The sequence below is a fragment of the Kingella sp. (in: b-proteobacteria) genome (assembly GCF_030527935.1).
Lineage (GTDB): Bacteria > Pseudomonadota > Gammaproteobacteria > Burkholderiales > Neisseriaceae > Kingella_B.
On sequence record NZ_JAUMZV010000001.1, the window covers coordinates 139131 to 156341 of the forward strand.

The following is a 17211-nucleotide window of genomic DNA, read 5'->3' on the forward strand; positions in this document are numbered from 1 at the left end:
AGCACAACAGATTTAGAAAGAACCCATAATGAACCTACAACGCTTCGTTGATAAAATGCTTACGCTCAAAGGCGCGATTGCCGCAGCAATCGTGGATTTTGAGAGTGGAATGCTCATGGCATCAGGCAGCAACGACCCCGCTTTTGATTTGGAAGTGGTGGCGGCGCGCGGCAGCGAAGTGATGCGCGCCAAAATCAAAACCATGCAAAAGCTGGAAATGGACGATGAAATCAACGACATCATGATAACCACCACCAGCCAATATCATTTTCTCTGCCCCGTTAAACAACACCGCAATATGTTTATCTACCTTGCCGTAAACCGCAAAAGCGCCAATGTATCGCTCTGCCGCCAAATGATGTTTGCCGTAGATAAAAATCTGGTTTAACCCAAACAAAAATCCTGCTCCATCGGCAGGATTTTTTGTGTACGGCTATCAGTAAATTCAAGGCAGCCTGAAAACAGGATGACGCAACAACAGCAATCTCATTTCCGCTTCGCCAAACTCCATTTAAGGCTGCCATAATCATCCAAGGCAGCCTGAAAACGATAAACCACAAAGCCCCAACCCATTTTCAGGCTGCCTTATCCCGCTGTTCATCCCGCCCGCGCAACACATCCCCCAAGCTCCCCCGCAATCCCGCCATACACCCGCGCATCAAGCCATCCAGCCCTTCATCCGCGCACACGCTATTGTCCACATCAAACACAAACGCCCGAAACAAATCCCCCAGCCCAATCTCATCAGGCGTGCGGCACAACGCCCAGCCACGCGAACACCGCGCCACATAGCCCAAATGCTCCAAGCGCAGCAGCAACCATTCCGCGCGGTCATAGCCCACATTCAACTGCTGGCGAAAATCACGCAGCGTCAACACCCGATTCTCTCGCGCCAAAAGCAGCAGCAACGCCAACACATCATCCAACACCGTATGCGCCGTGTGCGTGCGCAAAAACGCATTGCCCTGCCAATAATTGCAACACGCCGTAAACAACGCCCCGCCCAACACAATCGTCCACAAAACGTGCAGCCAAATCAAAAAAATCGGCACAATCGCAAACGCACCATACACCAGCTCATAGCTATGAAAATGGCGCAAATACACCCCAAAGCCCCACTTCGCCACTTCCAACAACGCCGCCGTTAGCCCCGCTCCCAGCACAGCGTGCCGCATCGGCACATAACAACTGGGCGTAACCCGAAACACCAAAGTCAACGCCAGCATATCCAACAACACCTGATGCACCACTTTCAGGCTGCCTGAAAACCAAGCAGGGCTTTGCGCCGCACCAAAAAACAACAAATTCGTTGACAGCGACACGCTCACCCCCACCACCGCAGGCACCAGCACCACCAGCACCAAATACACCGGCAAACGCACCCACCAAGACCGCCGCTGTTGCACCCGCCAAATCTGATTAAACGTCTGCTCCACCGTGTTCACCATCATCAACACCGTAACCACCATAATCCCCACCCCCAAAGTCGTCAAACGCCCCGCCTGCAATTTAAATTCATTCAAATAATCCACCACCGCCGACACCCCGCTGGGCACAATCGTCCGATTCAAAAACAGCATAAACGCATTCACCATATCCCCAAACAGCGGAAACACCGTAACCACCACCAACAGCACCGTCAAAATCGGCACCAACGCCAACAGCGTGGTAAACGTCAAACTCCCCGCCGCTTGCAACACATCCACTTCATTAAACCGCCGCCACAAAAACCGTGCAAACCCCATCACCCGCCAGCGGCTCACACCCTTGCTCTCCAACATCGTCAATCCAATCCACACAATTCAGGCTGCCCATCACACAAGCAGCCTGAAAACACACATATATATATATATAAAGTATCCATTCATACCAGTAAGGCAGCCTGAAACGCCCCATTCCCCATTTCAGGCTGCCTTAGAACCTGTATTCACTATTTTCATAGGCATCTTTTACACCCTAAAACCGCGGCTACAGCGTTAAAAATGCTCGCAAGGTGTCCAACCTTGCTGTGCTTTTTGCCTTGTATCCGCGCTTTTATGTCATAAAATCTGCCTATACAAATAGTGAATACAGGTTCTTACTTCAACTAAATAGAAAAATCTTCCACCGCAGGTGCAAACAACAACCGATTCACCCGCTCCCGCGTCAAATTCCCATTCAGCAAGCCCATAAAATCATAAGCAAAACCACGCAACACCCCATCCGAGCGCACCACCACCTTATATTCCCCCAGCTCAAACAAATGCCCCACATCCACCGCCACCAAATCCCCATACCGCTCCCCATCAAACCCCGCTCCATCAATCAACCCCGCCCCCAGCCCCAAGCGCACATAATCCAACAACACCGCACCATCATCCGACTCAAACACCGTATGCCAAGACAACCGCGCCCGCGCAAACGCCCGCGCCGCCAAAGCCCCCGCTTCAAACGCAAAACCATAAGTCAAAAGCGGCAACGAAGCCAAATCCGCCAACGAAATAGCTCCTCTTTCCGCCAACTCATGCCCACGCGGCAACACCAACACATACCGCCACTCCCCAAACGGCAAACCACGCAAATCCCCCCAATCCCCCGCCGCATCCATCGTCAAAGCCAAATCCACTTCCCCATTAAACACCATCCCCATCAACTCCGCAGGACTTCCCTGCTTCAACACCAACCGCACATCAGGAAACAAATCCCGAAACCCCGCCAACACACTAGGCAGCCTGAAACGCAACAAATCATGCGTCGCCCCCACCGTAAACGACCCACTCTCCGTTTTCGCAAACTCCCCACCAATATTCTTAATATTGCGCACCCCCCGCAACACCTGCTCCGCCGTCTCCAAAATCGCCACCCCCACCTGCGTAACCGCCACAATCCGCTTGCCGCTACGAATAAAAATCTGCACCCCCAGCTCATCTTCCAACAACCGAATCTGCTTAGACACCCCAGGTTGCGAAGTAAACAACGCCTCCGCCGCCTCCGACACATTCAAATTATGGCGAAACACCTCCACCGCATAACGCAACTGCTGCAACTTCATCACATCATTCCAAAAACAAAAACACACAAATGTAACACGCCCCCCAATACAACGCAAAAACAAGCCCCACACCACCGCCTAACCCCGCCCCAGCAGCAAAAAAACCACACCATCTTGTTGCATTTATGCAACTACACCACCCCATAAACACAAAAATATATGACAAAGAACAGATACTTGGGTATCGTTAAACCGCAACGCGCAACCAGTCAAACGCAAAAAACATTGACAGGACAGCCCCAAATTCTTATAGTAAGCATTGGTAAAAATTTGGGTTCGCGCCGAAGTTTCATTCAAGCAACAGCCTGAAATCTCAACGTGGCAAACACAAAACCTGCCAAAATCATTTTCTTGATGAGGGAATAACATGACTAAACAAATCAAATTGAGCGCATTAATCGTAGCCCTAATGGCTTCCACAGGTGCAATGGCACACGAAGTGCACGGTTACACCACCAGCCAAGGTTCAGGCGAAGTTGTTCGCAACAACTACGGCGAATGCTGGGAAAACACCTATTTAGACAAAGCCACTAACGGCTTGGTTGAATGTGGCGATAAAGCCCCAGAAGCACCTGTTCCTCAAACCGTTACTGACCGAGTAAACGAAACCATTTCTTTGCAATCTGAATTCCTATTCGGCTTTGACAAATCTAACTTGCGTCCAGAAGCCATCACTACTCTGAACGACTTGTCAGCTAAATTGTCTCAAAGCAACGTACAATCTGTGCGCGTTGAAGGTAATACTGACTTTATGGGTTCAGAACAATACAACCAAGCATTGTCTGAGCGTCGTGCTACTACTGTGGCCAACTACTTGGTACAACAAGGCGTTCCCGCTGACCGCGTTTCTGCTGTTGGCTTGGGCGAAAGCCAAGCTCGCATGACTGAACAATGTCAAGCAGAAGTGGCTAAATTGGGTAAAAAAGTATCCAAAGCTAAAAAACGTTCAGCACTTATCGCATGTATTGAGCCTGACCGTCGCGTAGATATTCAAGTTGAATCTTTGGTAACACGCGAAGTTCAACGCGAAGTGGCTGCTCCCGCTCCTGCTGCGCAATAATCGGTTGTTAAAATGATTTGAAACTGGATTCTTAAATCTTTTTTAAGAATCCAGTTTTTGCAATTTGAAAAACGAAAGAACGCGATGCAGCAAGTAACCTTGTACACAGGCACATTTTGCCCTTATTGCACAATGGCAAAGCAGTTGTTAAAACAAGTCGGCGTGAATGAAATTGAAGAAATCAACGTTAGCCGCTCGCCTGCTGATTTTGCCCAAATGCAACAATTAACAGGTTTGCGCTCTGTGCCACAAATTTTTATTGGTAAAACCCACATAGGTGGTTTTACTGATTTGTATGCTTTGCATCAAAAAGGTGATTTGCTGCCTTTGCTCCAAGCTGAATAATTTTTTAACCCCCTCACAAAGGAATCATCATGAGTGAACAAAATCCTGCTCCACAACAAGAAACTGCATCTGCGCAACCTGTGTTTAGCGTAGAAAAATTGTATGTGAAAGATTTGTCTTTGGAAGTGCCACACGCACCCAAAATTTTCTTGGAACAAGAAACGCCCGAAGTGGATATGCGCATCAATACTACCGCTTCGAAAATTGAAGAGAACTTTTATGAATGCGTGGTTACGGTTACTGTTACCGCTAAATTGGCGGATAACCGCGTGGTGTTTTTGAACGAAGTGAGCCAAGCGGGGATTTTCCGTTTGGAAAACATTCCTGAATCGGATGTGAACATTTTGCTGGGCGTGGCTTGCCCGAACATTTTGTTCCCTTATGCGCGCGAAGTGGTTTCTTCAACGGTTACGCGCGCGGGCTTCCCACCTGTGTTGCTTGCGCCAATTAACTTTGAAGCGATGTTTAACCAAGCGCAAGAAGAGCAAGCTGCGGCTTGATGCGGTTAAGATAAGGCAGCCTGAAAACGTGAAATGGCGTTTTCAGGCTGCCTTTTTGTGGCTGATGTGTTTGCTATGCTGTTTTCAGGCTGCCTATTCACACTTAGGCAGCCTGAAAATCATTTTATAGTCGTTCCACACAGCCTTATACAGCGTTGGCTCGCCTTGCTGTACTACTTGTACTATCTGCGGCTCACCGCCTTGTATAAGACTGTGTGAAACGACTATAACGCTTCGGCGTTTGCCAACCATGCGGGGGGTTGTTCTGCGCTGCCGTCGGTGTAGAACTCTTGTTTCCAGATGGGCACTTCGGCTTTAACGGTGTCGATGATAAAGCGGCAGGCGGCAAAGGCGGCATCGCGGTGTGCTGCGCTCACGCCCACGAATACGGCGATTTCGCCGATGGCAAGTTTGCCCACGCGGTGCACGCAAACTGCGTCTTCAATGGCAAAGCGTTGCTTGGCTTGGGCGATGATGGCTTCGCCTTGGCTTTGCGCCAGTTGGGCGTAGGCGGTGTACACCAAGTAATCCACGGTTTTGCCGTCGTTGTGGCGGCGCACCCAGCCTTCAAAGCTGTTGAACGCGCCGCAGCGTTCGTTTTGCGTGAGTTGCTCGCGCAGAGCGCGGACGTTGATGGGCTGGTCGGTCAGGGCAAACATGGCTAGCCTCCTGCCACGGGCGGGATAAACGCGATGATGTCTTGCTCGGCGATGGCTTCGTGCCAATCGCAGAAAACGTGGTTGCGGGCGGCGCGTAGTGGCACGGCGGGAAAGGTGTAACGCTGTTGCAGCTCGGCATAGAGTTCGGCGATGGTGTGGGCGGCGGTGGCGTAGTTTTCTTGGTCTTTGCCTGTGGCTTCGCGCAGGGCGGCGAAATAGAGTAAGGTGATGTTTTTCATGATTTTAATGCAGGGATAAGGCAGCCTGAAAACGGGGTAAATCCTTTTTCAGGCTGCCTTTGGGGTTTGATTAACGTGTTTTAAGGTTCTAGTTTTTCCAAACCGCCCAGATACGGGCGCAACGCGGGCGGAATATTGATGCTGCCATCGGCATTTTGATGGTTTTCCAGCACGGCAACCAGCGTGCGTCCCACCGCCAAGCCCGAACCGTTGAGCGTGTGCAGCAGGCGGTTTTTGCAGTCTTCGCCTTTAAAGCGCGCTTTCATGCGCCGCGCTTGAAAATCCTCGCAGTTGGAGCAGCTTGAAATCTCGCGGTAGGTGTTTTGCGCGGGCACCCACACTTCCAAATCATAGGTTTTCGCCGCGCCAAAGCCCATGTCGCCCGTACACAGCGTAATCACGCGATAGGGCAGTTCCAGCAGCTTCAAAATGTTTTCTGCGTGCGACACCATCTCTTCCAGCGCGGCATACGAGTTTTCAGGCTGCACCACTTGCACCATTTCCACTTTGTCAAACTGATGCTGGCGGATAAGCCCGCGCGTGTCTTTGCCGTGCGAACCTGCTTCACTGCGGAAACAAGGCGAATGCGCGGTAAACTTCAATGGCAAATCCTTCTCCGCCACAATCTCGTCGCGCACGATGTTGGTCAGCGTAACCTCCGCCGTGGGAATCAGGTATTGCGACAACTTGCTTTCATCGCCGCCGCGCGTAACGTGGAACAAATCCTCGGCGAACTTGGGCAACTGCCCTGTACCCAGCAGCGCGGCATCGCTCACGATATACGGCGTGTAGCATTCGGTGTAGCCGTGCTGTTGCGTGTGCGTGTCTAGCATAAACTGCGCCAGCGCACGATGCAGCCGCGCCACTTTGCCTTTCATCAGGCTAAACCGCGCACCCGACAATTCCGCCGCTTTCTCAAAATCCAGCCCCAACACCGCGCCCAAATCCACATGGTCTTTAACGGCAAAATCAAAGGTTTTGGGCGTGCCCACCTTGCGCACTTCCACGTTTTCCGTTTCGTCCTTGCCCACAGGCACGCTCGCGTGCGGCAGGTTGGGAATGCGCAACAGCAAGTCATCCAAGGCAGCCTGAACGCACGGCAAATCTTGGTTGAGCTGCTCTTGCAATGCCTTAACCTGCGCCACTTCGGCTTTCACCGCTTCGGCTTCATCGCGCTTGCCCTGCTTCATCAGCTCGCCAATTTGTTTGGACAAGGTGTTCACTTTCGCCTGCGCTTCTTCGCTTTGCACTTGCAGGGTTTTGCGCTGGTGTTCCAGTTGCTCAAACGCGGCGGTGTCCAGCGCAAAGCCGCGCGTGGCTAATCGCGCCGCCACGCCTGCCAAATCGTTGCGCAGTAGTTGGATGTCTAACATGGTTTTTCCTTGTTTTGTTAATTTATGAAAATGGGTATTTTAAACTAAATTGGGGTTTCAGGCTGCCTTTGGGGCGATGGGGCAGCCTGAAAACGGCAAGCTGCCAATGCGCTATTTTGCCATTTCAGGCTGCCTTTGGATTGGCTGGCATGGTGGGGCTACACGGCGTGGTACGCGGCGCAACGCGTGAAATGGCAAAAGCAAGGGACGATGATTTTAGCTTAGCAGAAACTCGCGTTTCTCGTTTTCAAGCTGCCTCTGGGCTTGGGCAAAGATTTCAGGCTGCCTATTTCTGTAAACCAGATTAGGCAGCCTGAAAACGCTGTGGCGCGATGGGCAACAGATGGCTTTTTTGCGTGAAAGAGCAGGCGATTTTCAGGCTGCCAATTTCGCCAGCAGCTTCTCATGTATCCCGCCGAAGCCGCCGTTGCTCATGATTAGGATGTGGTCGCCTGTTTGCGCGGCGGCGGCGATGCGGTTGATAAAGTCGTCCAACTGCGTGCCGATGTGGGCTTGGCTGCCCAGCGGGGCGAGCGCGGCGGCTACGTCCCAGTCCACGCCGCCTGCGTAGCAGAATACTTGGTCGGCGGTTTTCAGGCTGCCTGCCAGCGCATCCGCCATTGTGCCGAGCTTCATGGTATTGGAGCGCGGTTCCAACACGGCGATGATGCGTGCGCTGCCGACTTTCTGCCGCAGCCCTGCCAGCGTGGTGGCGATGGCGGTGGGGTGGTGGGCGAAGTCGTCGTACACGGTGATGCCGCGCACGCTGCCTTTGATTTCCATGCGCCGTTTGACGTTTTTGAACTGGCTTAACGCTTGGCAGCTGTGTTCTACGCGCACGCCGACGTGTTGCGCTGCGGCAATCACGGCTAGGGCGTTCAGGCGGTTGTGGTCGCCGAGCAAGTCCCATGCGATGTGCCCCACAGTACTGCCTTGATATTGCACGTCAAACACGCCGTCGGGCTGCACGTTGGCGATTTGCCAATGGGCGTTGTCGCCAAAGGAGGCGACGGGTGTCCAGCAGCCTTGCGCCAACACGGTTTTCAGGCTGCCTGAATGGGCGTTGGCAACGATTAAGCCTTCGCTGGGCACGGTGCGCACAAGGTGGTGGAACTGGATTTCTATGGCGGCGAGATTGGGGAAGATGTCGGCGTGGTCGTATTCCAGATTGTTGAGAATGGCGGTGCGCGGGCGGTAGTGGACGAATTTGCTGCGTTTGTCAAAAAAGGCGGTGTCGTATTCGTCGGCTTCAATCACGAAAAAGGGCGATTCGTTTTGCGGCAGGCGGGCGGAAACGTTGAAGTTTTGCGGGATGCCGCCAATCAGAAAGCCCGCGCCCAAGCCCGCGTATTCCAGCACCCACGCGAGCATGGACGCGGTGGTGGTTTTACCGTGCGTGCCCGCCACGGCAAGCACCCAATGCTGGCGCAACACGTTTTCGGCAAGCCATTGCGGCCCCGAAATATAGGGCAGATTGCGGTTGAGAATGGCTTCCACCACTTCCATGCCGCGCTTGGCAACGTTGCCAATCACATAAACATCGGCGGGGAACTGGTCTAGCTGCGCGGCATCAAAGCCTTCGTGCACGCCGATGCCGAGCGATTCAAGCTGGGTGCTCATAGGGGGATATATTTTGGCATCGCAGCCTGTTACCTTGCAGCCTGCCTGCTGGGCGATGGCGGCGAGCCCGCCCATAAAAGTGCCGCCGATGCCGATGATGTGGATGTGGGTCATGGTGTTTGCCGATGTGAACAAAAGGGGGCGATTATAGCGCAAATGCTTGGCTCGCTTGGGCAAAAGACAAGGCAGCCTGAAAAGGGGAGAGCGTCGGTAGGATGGATTTCAGGCTGCCTTGTCTTGTAAACATAGGCAGCCTGAAACGCCCAATCGCCCCATCCGCTATGCTTATTTTGCCAGCGCACGGCTTGCAAGCAAGCCGTAGGGGGCGCGGGGCAAGCGTTTTCAGGCTGCCACGATTGCACCCGCGTTTCAGGCTGCCTTTGGCGGAGAATAATCGGCGCGTAGGGGATGTGGCTTTGCCACGCACCATCACACAAGCATGGCTAAACGATGCGTAGCAAAGTCGCACCCTACAACATTTCAGGCTGCCTATGCGGTAAACATAGGCAGCCTGAAACCTTATCCAACCAATAAAAAACCGTTTGGCGCAACACCAAACGGTTTTTTTCAGGCTGCCTACCCCCAAGCATCCAAAAACACGCCCCAATGCTCCTTATCTTCCGATAACGAAAACAAATACTCGTGCAGCTTTTCCACTTCGTTTTCGTATTCATCGCCCGAAAGCGCGCCCGTCATCATGCGAAAGCGTTGGTACACCAAATAAGTATTCGCCACATCGGTTTCGCAGTAATCGCGGATGGTTTCAATTTCGCCGTTTTGATATGCCTGCCACACTTGCCCGCCATCCATGCCGAGCTTACCAGGAAAGCCGCACATTTTCGCAAGCTCATCCAGCGGCGCATTGGCGCGTCCCGTGTACATCGCCAGCAAATCCATCAAATCGCAATGGCGCGTGTGGTAGCGGTTCAGGTAATTGTTGAATTTGAAATCGCGGCTGTCGCGAAAATCGCCGTCGCCCATGTCCCAATAACGCGGCGCGGCGATGCCATGCACCAGCGTACGATAATGCAACACAGGCAAATCAAAGCCGCCGCCGTTCCAGCTCACCAACTGCGGCGTGTATTTTTCAATCAATTTAAAAAATTCGGCGATGATTTCGTCTTCATTGCTGTTGGGCTTGCCCAGCGTGCCGATGTGGATTTTGTCGCCCCAGCGCAGGCAGCAGGAAAGAGCAACGATGCGCTGCAAATGATGCGGCATAAAATCGCTGCCCGTTTTGGCGCGGCGTTGCTGCAAGGCAAATTCGGCGACTTCGCTGTCGGATAGGCTGGCAGGCAGCTCGTTGAGCAGGCGAACGCTGGCGATGTCGGGGATGGTTTCAATATCAAATACAAGAATGGGGGTCATGATGGGCTTTCTGTGGATGTTGGACAGGATTGTGCGGTATCAGGGGCAGCCTGAAAACGGTTGGGCGGTATTCAATCATATTTTCAGGCTGCTTCAAATAGGTTTTCAGAACCTATCTTTGCATAGGTAGATTTAGAACCTGTATTCACTATTTTCATAGGCATCTTTCATGCCCTAAAAACACGGCTACTGCGTTAAAAATGCTCGCAAGGTGTACATACAACCTTGCTGTGCTTTTTGCCTTGTATCCGCGCTTTTATGTCATCAAAATCTACCTACGAAATAGCGAATACGGGTTCTTAGCGCGAATACAAGGCAAAAAACCTGAACACCTTGCGCTCATTTTTAACGCAGTAGCCGCATTTTAGGGCATATTAAAGATACCCATGCAAATAGTGAAGACCGATTCTAACGATATTTTGAGCAAATCTATTTGCTATTTGCTTGTTTTATTGGTTATATTACGCGACTTTTATTCACGCGAGAGAAAGCAATATGAAATTTCGTTCAACCCTTGCCGCTGCGGTGGTTTTAGCCATCGCCGCTTGTGGCGAAGCCCCTGTTGCCAATGGCAAACCCGCTTCTGCGCCCGCCAAAGCAGCATCAGCAGCGGCTAAACCTGCGGAAGCCGCCGCCGTTTCCGCCAAAAATGTGCCCGCCGATGTCGCCAAAACGATTACCAGCAAGCTGGAATCGCGCTACGCCGACCGTAAATTGAAAGTGGAAGAAATCGCCGCCGCGCCCGTGGCAGGCTGGTATGAAGTGGTGGTAAACGGCAAGAATTTGGTGTATGTGGACGCGAGCGCGGAATATATGCTGGTGGGCGATTTGATTTCCACCCAAGACGGCAAAAGCCTAACCGAAGAGCGCAAAGCGGTGTTGAACAAGATTGATTACGACAAGCTGCCGTTTGACAAGGCGATTAAAGAAGTGCGCGGCAATGGCAAGCTGCAAGTGGCAGTATTCTCCGACCCCGATTGCCCGTTCTGCAAAAAGCTGGAACACGAATTTGGCAAGATGACCGACATCACCATCTACAACTTTATGATGCCGATTCCGCAGCTGCACCCCGATGCGGCGCGCAAAGCGGTGCAAATTATGTGCCAGCCCAACACCACCAAAGCTTGGATTGAATGGATGCGCGAAGGCAAAATGCCCGCCAGCGTGGCAGAATGCCCAAACCACGTTGCCGAAACCACCGCGCTGGGCGAGAGCTTTGGCTTTAACGGCACGCCCACCATTGTGTTTCCCAATGGGCAAGTGCAAAGCGGCTTTGCGCCGTTGCCGCAGCTGGAAGAAGTGATTAAAGCCAATCAGAAATAAGCAGTTGGCGCATAATAAAGGCAGCCTGAAAACGTGTTTGTGGCGTTTCAGGCTGCCTTTTTGCGTTGATTATTTCTTCAAAATTTTCGGATTAGAATTGCCCCACATGGTGTACACATCGGCAAACAGCACATCGGTAATCTCTTCAATTTCCGATTGCTTGATTTCCGCCCTGCCCTGTTTACCAAAAATCACCACTTCATCATTGACTTTAATATCAGGGAAATCGGTTACGTCCACCATCGTGGTGTTCATGGAAATTTTGCCCACCACAGGCACTTTATGCCCGCGAATCAACACGTGTCCCTTGTTGGTGAACGCGCGGCGATAGCCATCGGAATAGCCAAACGGCAAATTTGCCAAGCGCGAATCGCGTTTGAGCGTAAACGTGCGGTCGTAGCCCACGGTTGAGCCTTTGGGATAGCGGTTTACGCTGCCCACGCGCGATTTAAACGCCATCACATATTCCAACTGCTTGCCGCCAATCGGCTCGCCATACAGCAATGCCCCAGGGCGCACCATATCAAACCGCCCTTCTGGCACGGAAACGGTGGTAAACGAATTGGCGGTGTGCAAGGTTAATTTGCTGCGGTCTAATTTGGCAGCCTGAATCAGCCATTTGCTTTGTTCATCAAAGCGTTGCACGCCTTTTTTCACATCAGCCGCATCTTCAACGGGAAAATGCGTCATGATGCCGACAATGTTCAAATGCGGCAGCTTGGTAATCGCCAGCGCATCGGCTTTGCCCAATTCGGTGTCCAATGCCAAGCCGTTTCTGTCCATGCCGCCCGAGTTGAGCGCAAGATGAATATTGAGTTTTCTGCCTTGTTTGGCGGCGGTGGCATCGGCAAGCTGGGCGGCTTTTAGGTTGCCAAACAGCTCTTCAATGTCGTATTGAAAGCCGTCTTGGATTTCGCCCAAGGTGGTGGTACGCAGCCGCGCAACCGTGCCTTTGTAGCCGCTGGCGCGCACCACGCGGGCTTCATCGTTGCTGGTGATGCCCACGCAAGGAATGTTGTGTTTGATAATTTGCGGCATCAACAATTCAATGCTGTGCCCATAGGCATCGCCTTTTATCACGGCGCAGATTTTTTGCTTCCCGCCCAGCATTTTTTTAACGGCTTCCAAATTGCGCCCAAACGCGGCGGCATCAATTTCTAGCCAAGAATTAGCGGTTTGCAGGGAAACGGTTTCAGGTGTGGCGGGATTGCCATCGCCCAAAACAGGCGCGGCTTGGGCGATTTGCGTGACAAATGCGCTGGCCAGCGCGGCGACGATAAGGGTTCTGCGGAAAGTTGCCATGATTAACTCCTTTTATCTAGACGGTTGAGAATGTTAAGTGTACACCAAAAGGAGTAGGAATGTGAGTTTAGGCTCTATTTTCAGGCTGCCTTTGGTGTCGCGCAGCAATTCGGTGGCAGATTGCTGATTGGGGAAACCGATGATTGCGCCGCGCTTGTTGCATAACGGCAGTACAATTTCAGATTGCGACAGCGAAGAGCAAGACTTTGATTTGGGCGGCTACATAGACGGCGTGCATGGCGGGTCTCTCTAAAATATGATTGAAAGGCAGCCTGAAACGCGATTTCGGCTGAGAAACAGGCGGCTTGTAACATATTGATGCAAAAGGAATACAAAAGAAATGCAGATAATGGCTTTGTGGCTGCTAATTCGCCCGCGCACTTTGTGGCTCACGCTGGGCGTGGTGCTGGCGGCGGCAATGGGCGCGTTTGCGTGGCCGCCGTTTGCGCTGTCGCTGCTCACGGTGTTGCTGCTGCAAATTTTGTCCAATATCGCCAACGATTACGGCGATGCCTTGTGCGGCACAGATGCCAATCGCAGCCAAAATGCGCCCACGCGGGCGGGGGCTTCGGGGCAGTTGAGTGCGACGGCGGTGCGGCGATGGTTGGTGGCGACTGCACTGGCAGTGGCAGTAAGCGGCGTGGCGTTGCTGCGGGTGTGCCTGCATGGTTGGCGCGATTGGCTGGTGTTTTTGCTGCTGGGCGCGCTGGCAATTGCGACGGCGTTGGCTTATACGTTAGGGCGGCGACCGTATGGCTATCGCGCTTTGGGCGAAGTGGCGGTGTTTTTGAGTTTTGGTTTGCTGGGCGTGTGCGGCAATGTGTATTTGCAAACGCATACGCTGCCTGCCGCTGTGTTGCTGCCCGCAGCGGGGAGCGGGCTGCTGACGGCAAATGTGTTGCAGCATATCAATAATATCCGCGATTTATCCAGCGATTGGGCGGCGGGCAAACACACGTTGGCAAACAAAATCGGCTTTTCAGGCAGCCTGAAAATGCATCGCGCATTGCTGCTGGCGGGGTTGGCGTGTTACGCGCTGTATGCCGTGGCAGCGTGGCAAAGTTTGCTGTGGCTGCTTGCGCTGCCGATGATGGTTCGCCATGCCCGCCGCGTGTCCGCCGCGCGCAGCGAAGCCGAATCAGGCGCAGAATTGGGCGCGGCGGTGATGTTGCATTTTGCGCTGAATGCGTTGTTTGCGATTGGCGTGTTGCTCACGTAAAAAAACCAAAGGCAGCCTGAAAATGGGTTTACAAATTTTGCTAAGCAAAATGTCATCACTCATTTTCAGGCTGCCCTTGTTGATTAAATCCCCTGCGCTTTCACTTTCGCGTCCTTGTCTAATTTAGACAACGCCGATAAATACGCCCGCGTGGTCGCAATCAACACATCGGTATCCGCGCCCTGCCCGTTCACAATCTTGCCGTTTTTAGACAAGCGAACCGTGGTTTCGCCTTGGCTTTCTGTGTCTTTGGTAATCGCGTTCACCGAATACAATTCCAGCGTTGCGCCGCTGTTTGCCACGCTTTCAATCGCTTTGAACACCGCATCCACAGGGCCTGAACCTGTTGCTTCGGCACGTTTCTCCACTCCATCCACGCTAAACACAATTTGCGCAATCGGCAGTTCGCCCGTTTCGGTAACGATGCGTTGCGAGATGAATTTATAACGGTCGGGTGACAAATTAGACATTTCGTCTGAAACCAACGCGTGCAAATCTTCATCAAAAATTTCACGTTTTTTGTCTGCCAGCTCTTTAAACCGCGCAAATGCTGCGTTCAACGCTTCTTCGCTGCCCAACTCAATGCCCAATTCTTGCAGCTTGGTTTTAAACGCATTGCGTCCCGATAGTTTGCCCAAAGTCAAGCGGTTGGCCGACCAGCCCACGCTTTCGGCAGACATGATTTCATAGGTTTCGCGGTGTTTCAGCACGCCGTCTTGATGGATGCCGCTTTCGTGCGAGAATGCATTTGCGCCCACAATCGCCTTGTTCGGCTGCACGGGGTAGCCCGTAATCGTGGAAACCAGTTTGGAAGTCGGCACGATTTGTGCAGTGTCGATGCCGGTTTCCAAGCCGAACAAATCATGCCGCACTTTCAGCGCCATCACGATTTCTTCCAGGCTGGCATTGCCCGCACGTTCGCCCAAACCGTTGATGGTGCATTCGATTTGGCGTGCGCCCGCCTGAATTGCCGCCAGCGAGTTCGCTACCGCCATGCCCAAATCGTTGTGGCAGTGGCTCGACCAGACAACGTTACTGCTGTTGGGCACGCTGTTGATGATGGCGCGGATGCGTTCATACCACGCAGAGGGAATCGAATAGCCCACGGTATCGGGAATGTTGATGGTGGTGGCGCCCGCTTCGATAACGGCCGTGAAAATTTCCACCAGAAAATCGTGTTCGGAACGCACGGCGTCTTCGGCGGAAAATTCCACGTCATCGGTATATTCTTTGGCGATTTTCACCGCTTTCACCGCGGCTTCCACTACTTGCTTCGGCTTCATTTTCAGCTTGTGCTCCATGTGGATGGGGCTGGTGGCGATGAAGGTGTGGATGCGGCGTTTGGGCGCGGGGGCAAGCGCTTCGCCTGCTTTTCGGATGTCGTTTTCCACCGCGCGGCACAACGAGCAGACGGTGGAATTTTTCACGGTTTTGGCGATTTCGTGCACGGCTTCCCAGTCGCCTTCGCTGGCAGCGGCAAAACCCGCTTCAATCACGTCCACACCCAGTTTTTCCAACTGGCGCGCCAAACGCAGCTTTTCTTCTTTGGTCATGGATGCGCCGGGCGATTGTTCGCCGTCGCGCATGGTGGTGTCGAATATGATGACGCGGTTGCTTGTGTTCATGGTGGGTTTCTCTAATTGGTCTTGTTGTTGGATAAAAGCGTTTAAATCCAAATGTTTACCTTGTGTTTCTGCCAGCGCGGTTAATTTTTGCAACTGATGCAAGGGCAACGAGCCGCGTGTGCGCCATTTATAAATGGCTGCGGTGGAAGCGGCGTTTTCGGGGTCTTGTTGTTTTAAGGCTTCGGCAAGCGCATTTACGCCGCCAAAGTAGGCGATTAAGCGGTCAATGTCTAATTGCATGATGACTTGTCCAATTGGCAGTAAAGATGGGTAGATTATACAATAATCGGACAAATTGGCAAGTGCATTTTGGATTTTTTGACGTGCTCGTTTGTTTTTGGACAAATTATCGTGCTGATGGTTTTCAGGCTGCCTATGCTCATCCGCCAAAGGAAGCCTGAAAATGCTATACTCGCGCTTCCTACATTTCACTACACGAGCCAAACCATGACCACACTCACCCAATTTCTGCGCGAACACGCCGCTCAACACGCCATTGCGCCCGATTTAATCGCCACCGTTTCCAGCATTGTCCAAGTCTGCACCCAAATCAGCGCACGCGTGCGCTTGGGCGCGCTGTCTGGCGTACTCGGCGAAGCGGGAACGGGCAACATCCAAGGCGAAACGCAAAAAAATCTGGATGTGCTCGCCAACCAACTGTTGATTGACGCGCTGCAAGCCACACCCAGCGTAGCAGGGCTGTCCAGCGAAGAAGAAGACACCTTTGTCGCCTGCAACGAAAACGGCAGCCATCTGGTGTTGTTTGACCCATTAGACGGTTCGTCCAATATTGATGTAAACATTTCAATCGGCACCATTTTTTCCATCTTACCCAAGCCCCAAGGCAGCCTGAAAACCGAATCTTTCTTGCAACAGGGCAACGCCCAAATTGCCGCAGGCTATGTGTTATACGGCGTGCAAACCCTGCTGATGCTCACATTCAAACACGGCGTGTACGGTTTCACGCTCAATGCGCAAAACGAATTTATCCTGACCCACACCCCGCAAATCCCTGAACACACAGCAGAATTTGCCATCAACGCGTCCAACCAACGCCATTGGGAAGCCCCTACACAGCACTACATCGCCGAACTGCTCGCGGGCAAAGACGGCACACGCGGCAAAAATTACAATATGCGCTGGGTCGCCAGCATGGTGGCAGAAGTACACCGCATCCTGATGCGCGGCGGCGTGTTTCTCTACCCAAAAGACAACCGCGACCCCAGCAAAGCAGGCAAACTGCGCCTGATGTATGAAGCCAATCCCATGAGCCTGCTGGTTAGCCAAGCAGGCGGCGCAGCCAGCAACGCCCATCAGGACATTTTGTCCATCCCACCCACCGATTTGCACCAGCGCGTTGCCGTGATACTGGGCAGCAAGGAAGAAGTGGAACGTGTAAACCAGCTATACGCAGCCTGAAAAAGGCAGCCTGAAATCGGTTATAATGCCACGCTGCGAAAAAGGCGCGGCTTTTTTATGGCGGTTTGTAATGTTAGAACCTGTATTCACTATTTTCATAGGCAGATTTTATGAAATAAAAGCGCGGA

Annotated in this window: 20 protein-coding genes; 9 read left to right on the plus strand and 11 right to left on the minus strand. The window is 52.6% G+C overall.

Annotation, left to right across the window (positions count from 1 at the left end):
* Positions 1–28 precede the first annotated feature (28 nt).
* Positions 29–388 (plus strand): hypothetical protein, encoded by a 360-nt coding sequence (locus tag Q4A85_RS00795; RefSeq protein WP_303107068.1) that lies wholly within the window; start codon positions 29–31, stop codon positions 386–388.
* A 187-nt stretch (positions 389–575) separates the two neighbouring features.
* Here the strand turns inward: Q4A85_RS00795 and Q4A85_RS00800 are convergent, their stop codons facing one another.
* The 3 genes from Q4A85_RS00800 to Q4A85_RS00810 all read right to left on the minus strand — a co-directional run bounded on the left by Q4A85_RS00800 (position 576) and on the right by Q4A85_RS00810 (position 3031).
* Positions 576–1745 carry a YihY family inner membrane protein gene (locus tag Q4A85_RS00800; RefSeq protein ID WP_303107069.1) on the minus strand — a complete coding sequence of 390 codons (1170 nt, stop codon included), beginning with the start codon at positions 1743–1745 and terminating at the stop codon, positions 576–578.
* Positions 1711–1896: a hypothetical protein gene (locus Q4A85_RS00805; RefSeq protein WP_303107070.1), complete on the minus strand. Its 186-nt coding sequence runs from the start codon at positions 1894–1896 to the stop codon at positions 1711–1713. Before Q4A85_RS00805 ends, Q4A85_RS00800 begins: the two co-directional genes overlap by 35 nt.
* A gap of 190 nt (positions 1897–2086) precedes the next feature.
* Positions 2087–3031 (minus strand): LysR substrate-binding domain-containing protein, encoded by a 945-nt coding sequence (locus tag Q4A85_RS00810; RefSeq protein WP_303107071.1) that lies wholly within the window; start codon positions 3029–3031, stop codon positions 2087–2089.
* Positions 3032–3398: 367 nt separating this feature from the next.
* Here Q4A85_RS00810 and Q4A85_RS00815 point away from each other — a divergent pair, with 367 nt between their 5' ends.
* The 4 genes from Q4A85_RS00815 (at position 3399) to Q4A85_RS00830 (ending at position 5155) form a co-directional block, all read left to right on the plus strand.
* A complete protein-coding gene (locus Q4A85_RS00815; RefSeq protein WP_303107072.1) occupies positions 3399–4091 on the plus strand; it encodes an OmpA family protein in 693 nt (230 codons plus the stop codon).
* 84 nt (positions 4092–4175) lie between these two features.
* Entirely contained in the window at positions 4176–4436 is a 261-nt protein-coding gene (grxC, locus tag Q4A85_RS00820) for a glutaredoxin 3 (RefSeq protein WP_303107073.1), read from the plus strand.
* Between the two features lie 29 nt (positions 4437–4465).
* Positions 4466–4936 carry a protein-export chaperone SecB gene (gene secB / locus Q4A85_RS00825; RefSeq protein WP_303107074.1) on the plus strand — a complete coding sequence of 157 codons (471 nt, stop codon included), beginning with the start codon at positions 4466–4468 and terminating at the stop codon, positions 4934–4936.
* A 57-nt stretch (positions 4937–4993) separates the two neighbouring features.
* A complete protein-coding gene (locus tag Q4A85_RS00830; protein ID WP_303107075.1) occupies positions 4994–5155 on the plus strand; it encodes a hypothetical protein in 162 nt (53 codons plus the stop codon).
* Between the two features lie 5 nt (positions 5156–5160).
* On the opposite strand, the gene Q4A85_RS00835 is transcribed toward Q4A85_RS00830, so the two are convergent.
* The 3 genes from Q4A85_RS00835 to serS all read right to left on the minus strand — a co-directional run bounded on the left by Q4A85_RS00835 (position 5161) and on the right by serS (position 7207).
* Complete coding sequence (locus Q4A85_RS00835; protein ID WP_303107076.1) at positions 5161–5595, minus strand: molybdenum cofactor biosynthesis protein MoaE; 435 nt, start codon at positions 5593–5595, stop codon at positions 5161–5163.
* A gap of 2 nt (positions 5596–5597) precedes the next feature.
* Complete coding sequence (locus Q4A85_RS00840) at positions 5598–5834, minus strand: MoaD/ThiS family protein (RefSeq protein WP_303107077.1); 237 nt, start codon at positions 5832–5834, stop codon at positions 5598–5600.
* 80 nt (positions 5835–5914) lie between these two features.
* On the minus strand, positions 5915–7207 hold the full coding sequence (gene serS / locus Q4A85_RS00845; protein ID WP_303107079.1) for a serine--tRNA ligase: 1293 nt from the start codon (positions 7205–7207) through the stop codon (positions 5915–5917).
* 49 nt (positions 7208–7256) lie between these two features.
* Here serS and Q4A85_RS00850 point away from each other — a divergent pair, with 49 nt between their 5' ends.
* Positions 7257–7397 (plus strand): hypothetical protein, encoded by a 141-nt coding sequence (locus Q4A85_RS00850; RefSeq protein WP_303107080.1) that lies wholly within the window; start codon positions 7257–7259, stop codon positions 7395–7397.
* A 185-nt stretch (positions 7398–7582) separates the two neighbouring features.
* Here Q4A85_RS00850 and mpl read toward each other — a convergent pair whose 3' ends face one another.
* From mpl to Q4A85_RS00865, 3 genes are all read right to left on the minus strand, one after another.
* Positions 7583–8941, minus strand: coding sequence for a UDP-N-acetylmuramate:L-alanyl-gamma-D-glutamyl-meso-diaminopimelate ligase (gene mpl, locus Q4A85_RS00855; RefSeq protein ID WP_303107082.1), 1359 nt, complete (start codon positions 8939–8941; stop codon positions 7583–7585).
* A complete protein-coding gene (locus Q4A85_RS00860; protein WP_303107083.1) occupies positions 8938–9264 on the minus strand; it encodes a hypothetical protein in 327 nt (108 codons plus the stop codon). The genes mpl and Q4A85_RS00860 overlap by 4 nt, the downstream gene beginning before the upstream one ends.
* Before the next feature lie 139 nt (positions 9265–9403).
* Positions 9404–10195, minus strand: a complete 792-nt coding sequence (locus Q4A85_RS00865) for a 3'-5' exonuclease (protein ID WP_303107085.1) — start codon at positions 10193–10195, stop codon at positions 9404–9406.
* 495 nt (positions 10196–10690) lie between these two features.
* Between Q4A85_RS00865 and Q4A85_RS00870 the strand changes: the two genes are divergently transcribed.
* Positions 10691–11518, plus strand: coding sequence for a DsbC family protein (locus Q4A85_RS00870; protein ID WP_303107087.1), 828 nt, complete (start codon positions 10691–10693; stop codon positions 11516–11518).
* Between the two features lie 69 nt (positions 11519–11587).
* On the opposite strand, the gene alr is transcribed toward Q4A85_RS00870, so the two are convergent.
* A complete protein-coding gene (gene alr, locus Q4A85_RS00875; protein ID WP_303107089.1) occupies positions 11588–12820 on the minus strand; it encodes an alanine racemase in 1233 nt (410 codons plus the stop codon).
* A 349-nt stretch (positions 12821–13169) separates the two neighbouring features.
* Here alr and menA point away from each other — a divergent pair, with 349 nt between their 5' ends.
* Positions 13170–14039, plus strand: coding sequence for a 1,4-dihydroxy-2-naphthoate octaprenyltransferase (gene menA / locus Q4A85_RS00880; RefSeq protein WP_303107091.1), 870 nt, complete (start codon positions 13170–13172; stop codon positions 14037–14039).
* A gap of 83 nt (positions 14040–14122) precedes the next feature.
* Here menA and Q4A85_RS00885 read toward each other — a convergent pair whose 3' ends face one another.
* Positions 14123–15904: a 2-isopropylmalate synthase gene (locus Q4A85_RS00885; protein WP_303107093.1), complete on the minus strand. Its 1782-nt coding sequence runs from the start codon at positions 15902–15904 to the stop codon at positions 14123–14125.
* A gap of 207 nt (positions 15905–16111) precedes the next feature.
* On the opposite strand from Q4A85_RS00885, the gene Q4A85_RS00890 reads away from it, so the two are divergent.
* Positions 16112–17083, plus strand: coding sequence for a class 1 fructose-bisphosphatase (locus tag Q4A85_RS00890; protein ID WP_303107113.1), 972 nt, complete (start codon positions 16112–16114; stop codon positions 17081–17083).
* Positions 17084–17211 lie beyond the last annotated feature (128 nt).